Annotated in this window: 13 protein-coding genes; 6 read left to right on the plus strand and 7 right to left on the minus strand. The window is 39.9% G+C overall.

All coding sequences use genetic code 11. The features are described from left to right. The first annotated feature begins 77 nt into the window (after positions 1-77). On the plus strand, positions 78-914 hold the full coding sequence (locus tag C3F34_RS15100) for a pyruvate, water dikinase regulatory protein (protein WP_044740377.1): 837 nt from the start codon (positions 78-80) through the stop codon (positions 912-914). Between the two features lie 126 nt (positions 915-1040). Here the strand turns inward: C3F34_RS15100 and C3F34_RS15105 are convergent, their stop codons facing one another. From C3F34_RS15105 to C3F34_RS15120, 4 genes are all read right to left on the minus strand, one after another. Further along, positions 1041-1607 carry a hypothetical protein gene (locus C3F34_RS15105; protein ID WP_044740378.1) on the minus strand — a complete coding sequence of 189 codons (567 nt, stop codon included), beginning with the start codon at positions 1605-1607 and terminating at the stop codon, positions 1041-1043. 189 nt (positions 1608-1796) lie between these two features. Beyond that, positions 1797-2801, minus strand: a complete 1005-nt coding sequence (locus tag C3F34_RS15110) for an LLM class flavin-dependent oxidoreductase (RefSeq protein ID WP_044740379.1) — start codon at positions 2799-2801, stop codon at positions 1797-1799. 125 nt (positions 2802-2926) lie between these two features. Next, complete coding sequence (locus tag C3F34_RS15115; RefSeq protein WP_016166397.1) at positions 2927-3436, minus strand: hypothetical protein; 510 nt, start codon at positions 3434-3436, stop codon at positions 2927-2929. 228 nt (positions 3437-3664) lie between these two features. After that, the gene (locus C3F34_RS15120; RefSeq protein WP_044740380.1) at positions 3665-4096 is read right to left on the minus strand and encodes a glycine zipper domain-containing protein; all 432 of its coding nucleotides are present in this window, start codon (positions 4094-4096) and stop codon (positions 3665-3667) included. A gap of 353 nt (positions 4097-4449) precedes the next feature. On the opposite strand from C3F34_RS15120, the gene prfA reads away from it, so the two are divergent. Further along, on the plus strand, positions 4450-5538 hold the full coding sequence (gene prfA, locus C3F34_RS15125) for a peptide chain release factor 1 (RefSeq protein WP_044740381.1): 1089 nt from the start codon (positions 4450-4452) through the stop codon (positions 5536-5538). Continuing rightward, the gene (gene prmC, locus C3F34_RS15130; RefSeq protein WP_104442018.1) at positions 5538-6353 is read left to right on the plus strand and encodes a peptide chain release factor N(5)-glutamine methyltransferase; all 816 of its coding nucleotides are present in this window, start codon (positions 5538-5540) and stop codon (positions 6351-6353) included. The genes prfA and prmC overlap by 1 nt, the downstream gene beginning before the upstream one ends. A 114-nt stretch (positions 6354-6467) precedes the next feature. Here prmC and C3F34_RS15135 read toward each other — a convergent pair whose 3' ends face one another. From C3F34_RS15135 to C3F34_RS15145, 3 genes are all read right to left on the minus strand, one after another. Then, positions 6468-7379: a bestrophin family protein gene (locus C3F34_RS15135; protein ID WP_044740383.1), complete on the minus strand. Its 912-nt coding sequence runs from the start codon at positions 7377-7379 to the stop codon at positions 6468-6470. A gap of 137 nt (positions 7380-7516) precedes the next feature. Next, a complete protein-coding gene (locus C3F34_RS15140; RefSeq protein ID WP_016166392.1) occupies positions 7517-7867 on the minus strand; it encodes a hypothetical protein in 351 nt (116 codons plus the stop codon). 176 nt (positions 7868-8043) lie between these two features. Next, positions 8044-9063, minus strand: a complete 1020-nt coding sequence (locus tag C3F34_RS15145) for an AraC family transcriptional regulator (protein WP_044740466.1) — start codon at positions 9061-9063, stop codon at positions 8044-8046. A 140-nt stretch (positions 9064-9203) separates the two neighbouring features. Here C3F34_RS15145 and C3F34_RS15150 point away from each other — a divergent pair, with 140 nt between their 5' ends. The 3 genes from C3F34_RS15150 (at position 9204) to C3F34_RS15160 (ending at position 13031) form a co-directional block, all read left to right on the plus strand. Next, positions 9204-9974 carry a 3-hydroxyacyl-CoA dehydrogenase gene (locus tag C3F34_RS15150; protein WP_044740384.1) on the plus strand — a complete coding sequence of 257 codons (771 nt, stop codon included), beginning with the start codon at positions 9204-9206 and terminating at the stop codon, positions 9972-9974. An 81-nt stretch (positions 9975-10055) separates the two neighbouring features. Next, complete coding sequence (locus C3F34_RS15155) at positions 10056-11192, plus strand: acyl-CoA dehydrogenase (RefSeq protein ID WP_044740385.1); 1137 nt, start codon at positions 10056-10058, stop codon at positions 11190-11192. A 195-nt stretch (positions 11193-11387) separates the two neighbouring features. After that, the gene (locus C3F34_RS15160) at positions 11388-13031 is read left to right on the plus strand and encodes an AMP-binding protein (protein ID WP_044740386.1); all 1644 of its coding nucleotides are present in this window, start codon (positions 11388-11390) and stop codon (positions 13029-13031) included. Positions 13032-13126: the final 95 nt, after the last annotated feature.

Raw genomic sequence — 13126 nt, forward strand, 5'->3', positions numbered from 1 at the left:
ACTAAGCGACAGTCATGTAAGATCAGTTTACTATAATGATTATATAGCACTTAGACAAATATTCGAGGAGAATTTTAATGTCAGAAGGTAAACAAATAAAGCGAAGTGTGTTTTTTATTTCTGATGGAACTGCGATTACAGCAGAAACGCTTGGACACTCTTTACTGGCCCAGTTTCCAAATGTAGATTTTGACATTCATATTATCCCTTATATTACGTCTGAAGAAGCTGCTATGAATGTAGTTTCTGAGATAAATCAAAGAGCTGAGCGTGATGGGCAGCAGCCTTTGGTGTTCGATACCTTAGTAGATCCTTATGTGCGAGATATTATTAATACGGCGAATGCTGTGAATTTGGATGTGTTTGAAGGGCTTATTAGTAAGTTGTCTGAAGAGTTGGGTACACCACCTACAACTTTAGTCGGACAAACGCATGCCGTGACCGATTCGGAGTCTTATAAAGCACGTATTGATGCTGTACATTTTGCACTTGATAATGATGATGGCGCACGTACTCGTCATTATGATAAAGCTGACTTAATTCTGATTGGTGTTTCTCGTTCAGGGAAGACACCAACATCCATTTATTTGTCATTACAATTTGGAATTCGTGTAGCAAATTACCCACTTACGGAAGAAGATTTAGATGACAATCGTTTGCCTTCTGTGCTGAAAGCGCATAAGCATAAGCTGTTTGGACTCATGATTGATGCTGAGCGTTTGGTTGCGATTCGCTCAGAGCGTAAAGCCAATAGCCGCTATGCAAGCTTTAGCCAATGTCAAATGGAGTTGCGCGCAATTGAAGGTATTTATATCTCAGAAGGGATTAAATATTTGAATGTGTCTGAAATGTCGATTGAAGAAATTTCTACGCGTGTCTTACAAATGACGGGTTTAAAACGTCGAATCGGATAGTATTAAATTACGCCGCTATTCATATAAAAATTGAATGAATTAATACCCAATTTAAATAATTAGATTGGGTGTTTTTTGCACTTATTTTAATTATAAATATGAAACTTCATTTGAAATTCTCTGCAATTATTTATGCAAATTCGTTGTAATAATTAAGTCGACAGGATAAATAGAGCCATCTACACATTCAATGCAGCTTTCTGTAATTTTTTTGACTGGCCAAGTAATAAGTTGACATTTTTCTTGTTGCAAGGCGTGATAATAATCATCAGATTTCAGAAATTCTTTCTTTTCACGCGTAATATTTGGTGTTAGTTGTCGTTTTAGCCAGTTGTCCTGAATTTGAGAGTCCAAAAAACGCAGGGCTAAAATGCTTTTGATTCGGGGATTGATGAGGCGCTTGTTTTTTAAAAGTAATGGATGTTGCACATAACGGCTATATCGTTGCTCTGACTGTGGAAGAATTAAGGCAGGTTGTATCTGAAAAACATATACTGAACTTGAAACATTGCGGATTTTCTCAAGCAATGCTGCAATTTTTTGATCGATCCCAATGATTGCAACTCTTTGCTCGATGCATGCATCTAGGCTTAGTTCTGCTGATGTTCGGATTAGTCCTTTAAATACTTCATAATCTTGTTTTTGATGTTGAAAAATATAGCCGGAAGTATTCAGCTTACTAAATTGTTGCATGATTATCCCTTAATCATTTTTTATTGTCAGAATTTTTGTTTTCTAATTGAATATTAATTCATCTGCTGCGTAAAGTTGATTCAGCAACTCGGGAGTCATTTTTGACGGATTGAAGGATTTCGATTGTGAAAAATATTAAAAGCCTAAGAATGATTCTTCTTAGGCTTGATGGCATTCAAATGGGTTTAATCAAATATTATTTTTGATATCCATCAGGTAGCTAAAGTTTTTTAAACGCTTTTCAGTATCATAGATATCACAGGTGAAAATAAATTCATCTACTTGATAGGTCTTGAGTAAATCTTCAAGACCTTCTTTTACAGTTTGGGCCGACCCAATTTGTGCTAAGGCAAAGAAGTTATTCACTGACATTTTTTCGACGGGTGACCATAGATTTTGCATGCTTTCTACAGGCGGTTTAAGTTTTAGGCTATGTCCTCGCATTAAGGCAAGTACACGTTGGAAGGCACTTGTTGCAAGATATTGAGCTTCTTCATCGGTGTCTGCAATGACTGTGGGCACGCCCATCGAAACATAAGGTTGATCCAGATATTCTGATGGTTGGAAATTATCGCGGTAAAGTTGAATCGCTTGCCCGAGCATTCTTGGTGCAAAGTGCGATGCGAAAGAGTAAGGAAGTCCTAAACGCGCAGCAAGTTGGGCACTAAAAAGGCTAGATCCTAAAAGCCAAACAGGCACATGGGTAGATTGACCTGGTGTAGCAACAATTTTTTGATGTTCTTCAGGCGCTTTAAAGTACTGTAATATTTCCGCGACATCTTGTGGAAATTGATCCTCAGTTTCTTGGCGCCCACGACGTAAAGCACGCATAGTCACTTGATCTGTACCAGGTGCACGACCTAAACCAAGCTCAATACGGTGAGGATAAAGTGTGGCTAAAGTCCCAAATTGTTCAGCAACAACAAGCGGTGCATGATTAGGCAGCATAATTCCACCTGAACCGACTTTAAGTGTTTGCGTGTTGGCAAGAATATAGCCTAGTAATACGGCTGTAGCGGAACTGGCAATACCATCCATATTGTGATGTTCGGCTAACCAGAAGCGTTCAAAGCCCAATTTTTCAGCGTGTTGAGCAAGCTCAAGGGCGTGATGCAGAGAAAAGGCAATACTTTTATCATCGCGGACTGGGGCTAGTTCCAGAATTGAAAATTGGGTATTTTGTAGAGTAGGCATATCCAGACTCGAAAACTATATATCGAAATAATACGATATAAGTGGGTTATTGTATATCGTTTAATTTCGATATATTGCTTGAGCGCAAAATAAAAGCATCCGAAGATGCTTTGTAGTGTGTTGGATTAATCATCCCAACGTTTTTTCTTGTGGTGACCCAAATGGCGTCCGTTGTCATGACGGTAATAGCGATCATTGTAACGTGCATCGTTATAGCGATAATTACGATCTGAGCGATAGCCACGATTATCATAGCGTTCATCATCACGGCGATCTTCAGCTACTTTACGTCCTAGCGCTGAACCACCTGCGGCACCTAAAGCGGCACCAACATAGCCACCATTGGTTCCAGCAACATTTTTACCTACAGTATAACCACCTGCACCACCAAGACCTCCACCAATCGCCGCAGATGTGCGGTTACGGCGATCACTTGCCACCGCAGCACCACCTGCACCACCAAGTGCAGCGCCAATTGTAGCGCCAGTAGTACCACCTAGTTGTTTGCCGATTGCTGTGCCTGCGACACTACCTAAGGCAGATGTTGCTGCAACACGAGTACCATTATCGGCATATGCAGTTCCCATCATTGTGGTCGCGATTAATGAGGCGTAAATTAAATGATTCAGTTTCATTGCAAACTCCATTTTTAAAGTACTATGTGCTTAAGTCCAATCTAAAAGAGTTGAGCGGATTAAAATGAAGGACTTTGTATTTGAGCATGAGGCTTTTGTCATTACTTTGTATTGTTTCTTCATAACAAATTCACAATTTAGAACCCAATACTTCAGTTTCAGATCTCGCTGTTCTAACCCAACGTAAGACAAGCACCTAATGGTGCTTGAATGATGGAACTGAAGCGATTAACGGTAGTGACGGTGACGTTTTTTCCATTTACGTGAAGATTTGGCCTTTTCTTCAGCTTTGTCTTTAGAAATTTTGTTCCCTAAAGCAGCACCACCCGCAGCACCTAGTGCAGAACCAATGTAACCACCGCTAGTACCACCCATGCTTTTACCGACGGTATAACCTGTACCACCACCTAAAGCACCACCAATAGCAGACTCTGTACGGTTTCGGCGATCACTTGCTACAGCAGCTCCGCCTGCACCACCGAGTGCAGCACCAATTGTAGCACCTGTAGTACCACCCATGCTTTTACCTACAGCAGTACCCGCAACACTACCTAGTGCGCTTGCTGCTGCAACACGTGTTGTGCTATCAGCGTGAGTATCCATTGCAAACATTGAAGAGGCAGCCAATGCGGTGCTTAATAAAACGGCATTCAATTTCATCGTATTCTCCATGTCCAAAAATGCGGACGAAATTTTTTGATGTGGCAAATCTAACAAAACGCATCGTCATAAATGTGGAGAGCAAGACACTAAGTTGTACTGTTAGGTAAGTGCTTTGTATGAGTTTAATTAAAATCGTTCATTTTATGGCTGATTAATCATTGTATGGGTAAATAAGCAACAACTTTTTGAAGAGCAGAAAAAAGTAAAATATGAGCAATGTGAAAGATTCCAAAGCTTATTTATCAGCATAATAGATATGTCAATTAAAGGGCAGAATCGGTAAACTATGCTCAAATTTGAAATTATGCAGCCTAATTTAGACTGCTTGAGCTATTGAGATAGATTAAACAATGAAAGAATCGTTACGTTTGCGATTAGATCAGCTTTCTGACCGTCATGAAGAGTTAACAGCACTATTGGCTGATGCTGAGGTTATTTCGGATAACAAGCGTTTTCGTCAATTGTCACGCGAACATAATGATCTAACAGAAATTACGGAAGTCTGGGCAAAGTATAGACAAGCAGAAGCTGATATTGAAACAGCAAATGCTATGTTGTCTGATCCAGATTTTAAAGAAATGGCTCAAGAAGAAATTAGGGAAAATAAGGCTATTATTGAACAGCTCGAAGCTGATCTTAATATCTTGATGATTCCTAAGGATCCAAATGATGCGAATTCGGCCTATTTAGAAATCCGTGCAGGAACTGGTGGTGATGAAGCCGCTATTTTCTCTGGTGATTTATTCCGTATGTACAGTAAGTATGCTGAGTCGAAAGGTTGGCGTATAGAGGTGCTTTCAGAAAATGAAGGCGAACATGGCGGCTACAAAGAAGTTATCTGCCTAGTGAATGGTGAAGGGGTATATGGTCGCTTGAAGTTTGAAAGTGGCGCTCACCGTGTACAACGTGTCCCTGCGACAGAGTCACAAGGTCGTGTACATACTTCAGCGTGTACAGTTGCGATTTTACCTGAGATTGATGTAGATACGACTGTAGATATCAATCCTTCAGACTTGCGTATTGATACTTACCGTGCTTCAGGTGCGGGTGGTCAGCACGTCAACAAAACTGATTCGGCTGTTCGTATTACCCATATTCCTACTGGAACTGTGGTGGAATGTCAGGAAGAACGGTCACAGCATAAAAACAAAGCCAAAGCGATGGCTTTACTGGCTTCACGTTTAGAAAATGCAAAACGTGCTGCGGCTGATGCAGCGACTTCTGAAATGCGTCGAGATTTGGTAGGTTCGGGTGATCGTTCTGAACGAATCCGTACTTATAACTATCCGCAAGGTCGTATGACTGACCATCGCATCAACTTAACTTTATATAAGTTAGATGCTGTGATGGAAGGTGATTTAAACGAATTGCTTGATAGTCTGCACCGTGAATATCAGGCAGATCAATTGGCAATGCTAGCTCAACAAAACGGTGGCTAATGAATATTGCACAGGCATTAGCCTTACGTGGAGAGGCTGAAAGTTATGAGCGTCAAGAGAATGCTTGGTTACTTGAGCATATTCTCAAAATTGATGCTTTTGATTTATCAATCAAATCTGCACAAGAACTTACCGCAGAGCAAGAGCAAGATTATGTAAATGGTTTGGCTCGGATTGCAGCAGGTGAACCTTTGGCTTATGTCACGGGTTCTCAACCATTTTGGACCTTAGACCTGACCGTGACTCAGGATACTTTGGTGCCTCGCCCAGATACTGAAGTATTGGTAGAAACCGTTTTACGTCTGGACTTACCCGAAGACACACGTGTTGTGGATTTAGGTACAGGTACGGGTGCCATCGCATTGTCTCTGGCGAGTGAACGTCCTAACTGGTCTGTCATTGCAACAGACATTTATGAACCGACATTAGAAGTTGCCCTGCAAAATGCCGAAAAGCATGATTTAACACAGGTGAAGTTCTTTTTAGGCAGTTGGTTTGCTGCGTTGAATCGTCAATATTTTGATGTGATTGTGTCTAATCCGCCATATATTGATGCAAAAGATGAGCACATGCTGAGTTTAGCTGCTGAACCTGAACGAGCTTTGGTTGCGGACAAGGAAGGCTTGGCGGATATTGAACATATTATTCAGCAGGGTAAAAAATGGCTAGCCGCACAAGGTTGGATTGTACTTGAGCATGGTTATGATCAGGGTGAAGCGGTACGTAATATCTTTAAAAATGCAGGTTTTAAAGAGGTCAGAACTGTTAAAGATTATGGTGGTAATGACCGCGTGACTTTGGGGCAACTGCAGTAATTATCGCGTTTTATAGTTGCAAAATTAAAAAAAGCACGACCCAATCGTTGTGCTTTTTTAATTTGATTGAATAGGGCTTTAAATAAAGCCACAGAGTATTAAACGGTGCAAGACTTAAGTTAAATTATGATTCATTGGTTGAATTGCGGGAGGTAATTCAATTTCAAGTGATTCTGACATTTCTCGTTCGATTAAACGTACAATTGAATTTAATGGCAGATCATTGTCTTGTAATCCAAAAGGTTCTTCAATTTGTGCACTCAGTGCATCTAAACCCAAAAATAAATAAGCAATCAAGCCCACTAAAATTGGAGTCCAAATGCCTAAACTCGCTTCTAGGCTAAAGGGTAAAATAAAGCAGAAACAATAAACGGTACGATGTAAAAGTACTGAATATGAATAGGGTAAAGGAGTACTTAAAATACGATCGCATCCAGCCTGAATATTGCCTAAATCGACAATGTGCTGATTTAAACTATTGTAAATAATGTCCGATATTTCTGCGTTACGTAATGCGAGGACTAAATCTTTTTGAATAGCTTCAAGCACATATTGCGCAGCATTAATTTTTTTGCTGAGTTGTTGCAACTGTGTTGAATTGAAATCCACTTTATCGTGATAAAACTCGAAAGATTGAGGTTGAGCTCTAAGACGATCACGTAATAAGTGAGTAAATAGCATGACACGATACATCAAGATATTGCGACGTTCATTACTGAGAACATGCGAATCACGAGAGATATGGCGTGAATTGGCAATTAATGCACCCCAGAGTTTACGTCCTTCCCACCAACGGTCATAACAGGCGTTGTTACGGAAGCTTAAAAAGATGGAGAGGATGATACCGAAAATGGTAAAGCCAATCGCTGGAACCGCAGGGATAGTGAAGTATTGATGTGAAGATAGGTAGACCAGAATCGCTGAAATCAATATGACGATTAATAGTGCAGGGAGTACTTTAGGAAGTATGGTGCCAGACCATGCGAAAAGTAATTTGAAACTATTATTTTTATCTCTAACAATCATTGATCTACACCATCACTATAACAAGAACAGTGTTCCACAGACAAACTGTGCTGTGCAAGAGACAGTGAAATCATTTATAAGAAAAGACGACATCAATGTCGTCTTTTCCAGTTCATTCTAATAGCTAAAATAATGTATTAAACGAAATAGTCGGATGAAATTTCGGAAATCTCAACTTTCGATAATGCATCAATTTCTTCTGCCAGACAGAGTGCGACAATTTTAGAGGTATGAGTAAGCGTTGTGCCTTGGGTTAGGTTCTCACCTGTACGTAAGCGCAGAATAGCTTCATCACTCAGTTCGAGTGCCTTTGCTTTTGCCATAGCATCATGTTGCGAGAAAAATTGGGCAATCACATTTTGTAGCTCAATTTCAGAAACATTCAACAAGCTTTGACAGAATAATTCATCTAATTCAGTTGGGGAGTTTAGAGAATGGGTAAAATTTTGCACGAGATTTTGATCTAGTACATCAATCATCTTAAACATAATGTTTACCTTTAAGTTAAGGTGATAAAACAGGAGGAGGACAGCCGAAAATAAGCATAAAGTTATGCTTTAGAATTGAGTGAAAAATATACTAATATGGCGAAATTTGCAATTCAATCTAGATGACTGAGCAGTAATAAAAAAGTTATGGCTTTATCATTTCGTTGTGAGCGTGCTTATTCTTTGGATTGACGATAAGCACCAGGGCTCAGTCCAGTCCATTTTTTAAAGGCACGATGAAAAGCACTTGGGTCATGAAAATTCAGTTCATCACTAATTTCATGCAGGGGTTTATCAGTTTTAGTTAAAAGTTCTAATGCTGTATCACGACGAATATCATTTTTTAATTGTTGATAATTACAACCTTCACTATTCAGTCGGCGGCGTACGGTTGCCTCTGACATATTAAGTTGTTGTGCCAGTACATTCAGTTCAATCCATTCTGCGGGTGGGGCTTGAAGTAGATATTTACGTACTTGGGTACTGAGTGCATGTGGATTTTTAAAGCGGACCAAGAGATTGTGTGGCGTTTGTGAAATAAACTCATACCACGATTTTTTATCTTGTTTAATTTTGATATTTAAATAGTCTCGATCAAACTCGACGACGTTTTGCTGAGTAGAATAGGCAATATTGGAACAGAATCGAATGCGATAATCTTCATCTGTTAAAGGTTTTTCACACTTGAGTTGGATTGAGTTGAGGGGAATACGTTGACTGGCTAACCAACACATTAAAGTATGAATTAACATCAGGTAGGTTGCATAACTAAACATGCGCTTTGGCTGCTTTTTATCATGAATAATAATACGTGCAACATGCTGTTCAAGAATTAATTCACTTTGGAAATCATCCAACACTAAATTAAAAAACTTTAATATATCTTTCAGCGCTTTTTCAATGGTTTCACTCTGAATAACAGCTTTAGAAATAAATTGATAACTGCCACGCCTTAAAGCATGGTGATCCATACCAAAAAACTCATCGTTCATACGATTAGCCAGTTCAATCCAAAGTTGTGCATATTGTGAAATAGATACACGGGCCTTATTGGATTGCATTAATTCTGCGGGAATTCCTGCACTGTGTAAGATTTCCTGAATATTGTGTCCTTGATGATGCGCAGAAAGTACAGCTTCCTGTACTAGACTCATCGAAATACTGCCTTTATCGAAATTTAATTGTGGTTCACGCATGTAAAAATCCAAATCTCCAGACATTCCACTGTCCAAATCCATCATTAAGAATGCAATATTTGGAAATTGTACTCAAGCTTGACAGTGTTTACTCTGCAGCTAAAGTCGAGTATGAACTTTCAAAAAGATAGGACAGGGAAATGAAAATTCAAAATAAAGTTTTTGTCGTTACAGGTGGTGCTTCAGGTTTAGGTGCTGCCACAGTTAAATATCTGGTTCATGCAGGTGCTCGTGTTGCTTTTGTCGATATGAATCAAGAACTAGGCTATGCCTTAAAACAACATTTAGGGGAAAATGCAAAGTTCTATCCTTTAGATGTCACCAATGAGCAAACCGTGAAGTCTTTCTTTTTAAATGTGGAGCAGGACTTTGGTCAACTGAATGGCTTGGTGAACTGCGCTGGCATTGCGCCGTCAGCAAAAATATTAGGGCGTGATGGTTTACATGACTTGGCGATGTTTCAAAAAGTCCTAGAAGTGAATGTCACAGGTAGCTTTAATATGATTCGTTTTGCTGCGGAATTGATGGCGAAGTATGAATTACAAAACGACGAAGAAGATCGAGGTGTGATTATTAATACAGCCTCCGTTGCCGCATACGATGGTCAAATTGGTCAAGCAGCTTATTCGGCATCAAAAGGTGCAATTGTGGCTATGACTTTACCGCTTGCACGTGAACTGGCACGGAATGCGATACGTGTAATGACCATTGCACCTGGCATTATGGAAACGCCTATGCTTAAAGGTATGCCGCAAAATGTACAAGATGCTTTGGGACAAATGGTGCCGTTTCCACCACGTTTAGCCAAACCTGAAGAATTTGCAAGTCTGGTTGGGCACATTGTTGAAAATACGTATTTGAATGGTGAAGTGATTCGTCTAGATGGTGCGATTCGTATGGCACCAAAATAAAGCTAAATACGTGTATAGATAATAAGTTTGTACAATTGGGATGTGCAAAAGAAAGAATAGAAAATTGATAAGAGTATTCACATGATTTTAAATGATGAACAAAAAATGGTTCAGGAGATGTTGCGTGATTTTTCGCAGACACAACTGAAACCCACTGCGGCTGAACGTGATAGAACTGGGCAATTTCCTGCCGAAGAGTTAAAGCAGTTAGGTGAACTCGGTGCGTTGGGTATGACCATACCGCCAGAATGGGGTGGTGCAGGTCTGGATTATGTATCACTGGTCTTGGCGCTTGAAGAAATTGCAGCAGGTGATGGTGCAATTTCCACAATTGTCAGTGTTCAAAATTCATTGCCATGTGGTATTACCTACAAATATGGTACAGAACAACAAAAGCAGAAATACCTAGCAAAATTGGCAACAGGAGAGTGGTTAGGCTGTTTTTGCTTAACTGAGCCACAGGCAGGCTCTGATGCTGGGGCATTGCAATGCCGTGCAGAGCGTGATGGTGATACATGGGTTTTGAATGGAACAAAGCAGTTTATTACGACAGGCAAGCACGCACAGTTAGCAATAGTTTTTGCTGTGACGGATAAGTCCGCAGGGAAAAAAGGCATTTCTTGCTTCCTCGTGCCAACGGATACCCCAGGTTATATCGTGTCGCGAATTGAGGAAAAAATGGGGCAGCATTGTTCAGACACAGCCACTATTGTGTTTGAGGATTGCCGAATTCCTGCGGAAAATATATTGGGTGAAGAGGGGCAAGGTTACAAGATAGCATTATCCAACTTAGAGTCGGGTCGTATTGGTATTGCGGCGCAGTCAGTTGGTATGGCTCGCGCGGCTTTAGATTCGGCTATTGAATATGCCAATGAACGTAAGGCTTTTGGAGTGGAGTTGGTACAGCATCAAGCTGTGGCTTTCCGTTTAGCCGACATGGCAACACAAATTGAAGCAGCACGACAACTGATTTTGCATGCTGCAAGTTTAAAAGATGCTGGACAGCCCTGTTTAAAAGAAGCCTCAATGGCCAAATTGTTTGCATCTACTATGGCAGAAAGAGTCTGTTCCGACGCGATTCAAATTTATGGTGGCTATGGCTATGTAAATGATTTTCCAGTGGAACGTATTTATCGAGATGTGCGTGTTAGCCAAATTTATGAAGGTGCATCCGATATACAAAGACTGTTGATTGCCCGAGAAATTACTCATATTTAAGCCATTATGCACATCAAAGATGTCTTGTTCTTGATGTGCATAAAACAGCAATCAGATTGATGGATTTGGAAATTGATACATCCATCAAGGCATGATTAGCTAAGTACAGATCACCCTATTTTAGAATAGATTGTGGAAAACAATAAAAGCTAAGCAACAAGGCGAGATGCTTTGTATCAGGAAGAGGTTCAAGTCATGAAGACGTTAGTAGAAGCCCATCAAGAATTTAGTCTTGAAAAAGCAATTCAAGATCATTTAGTCGGAACTCCGCAAGCCATAAATGCTTATGTTGAATGTTGTGCACGTTATTTAGGACAACATAAAACGGCTTTAATCTGGGAAGGTAAACAGGGTGAATCAGAACGTTGGAGCTTTGAGCAGTTGGATGAAGCTTCAGGTAAATTGGCAAACTATTTTTTGCAATCTGGAATTCAGGCAGGTGATTGTATTGCAGGGCTTTTGCCACGAACCCCTGAATTACTGATTACTGTTCTAGCAACTTGGCGTATTGGTGCAATTTATCAGCCTTTATTTACTGCATTTGAGTCTAAGGCCATTGAGCATCGTATTGAGGTTGCTAAAACAAAACTGATTGTGACCAATTCTGAACAACGGTCTAAGCTGAATCATATTCATATTGCTCAAATTTTGACTGTACATCATGATAAACACAGTCTTAAAACCGATGCAGATTTCTGGCAAGAACTTAATGCGAAAGATGCAGAATGTCCTGCGGTAATGCGGGATTTTGATGATGACTTTTTGATGATGTTTACATCAGGTACGACAGGTTTGGCGAAATCAGTTCCAGTACCATTACGTGCGATTTTAGCATTTAAGGGATATATGACTCATGCTGTAGATTTACGTGAAGAAGATTCTTTTTGGAATCTGGCTGATCCAGGTTGGGCTTATGGTTTGTATTATGGCATTACTGGTCCGCTCAGTTTAGGTCATAGCATTATTATGGATGAGCGCGCATTTAATGTAGATCAAGCCATTCAAGTGATTCAAAAACATAAGGTTTCTAATTTGACGGGTTCACCGACTGCTTTTCGAATGTTCTTTGGATTCAAAGAGAAATTTAATGCGTCAATTAAACAACATTTACGTGTAGTAAGTAGTGCTGGTGAACCACTGACGCCAGAAGTGATTCATTGGTTTAACCATGATTTAGACGTCAATATTTATGATCAATATGGCCAAACAGAACTTGGAATGGTCATTGCGAATCATCATGCATTAGCACATCCAAAAAAAGTGGGTTCTGCGGGCTTTGCCATCCCTGGGCATCGCTTCGCAGTCCTGAATGCACAGCATCAGGAAGTAAAACAGGGAGAAGTAGGGACTTTGGCAATCGACTGTTCTAAATCCGCTTTATTCTGGTTTAAGGGCTATGATGGGCAGAATCGTAAATCCTTTGTCGGTAACTATTATTTGACGGGTGATATGGTTCAACTGAATGAGTATGGCGGTATAGATTTTATTGGACGTGATGATGATGTCATTACAACGTCAGGCTATCGTGTGGGGCCTTTTGATGTGGAAAGTACATTATTAGAGTGTGAGGAAGTGCTGGAGTCTGCTGTCATTGGTAAACCAGACCCAGAACGTACTGAAATTGTGAAAGCATTTGTTGTCTTGAAGCCGCAATATCAGCCGAGTGAAGATTTGAATCAAAAATTACAGCAATATGTTCGTTCTCGCTTATCAAAACATGCTTATCCTAAAGAAATTGAATTTGTACAAAGTCTACCTAAAACATCGAGTGGTAAAATCCAACGGAATCTTTTAAAACAACAAGAGATTGCGTTACAGCAAATACAGCACGCATGTTAATACCTTTTAAACTCAACTAATTTTGCTCTTGCGCCCTACGGGGCGTTTTTTTAATCATTTACTCTATTTTTCAAGTAATTTAAAAATATTTTTCA

Source organism: Acinetobacter sp. ACNIH2 (genome assembly GCF_002934965.1).
GTDB lineage: Bacteria > Pseudomonadota > Gammaproteobacteria > Pseudomonadales > Moraxellaceae > Acinetobacter > Acinetobacter tandoii.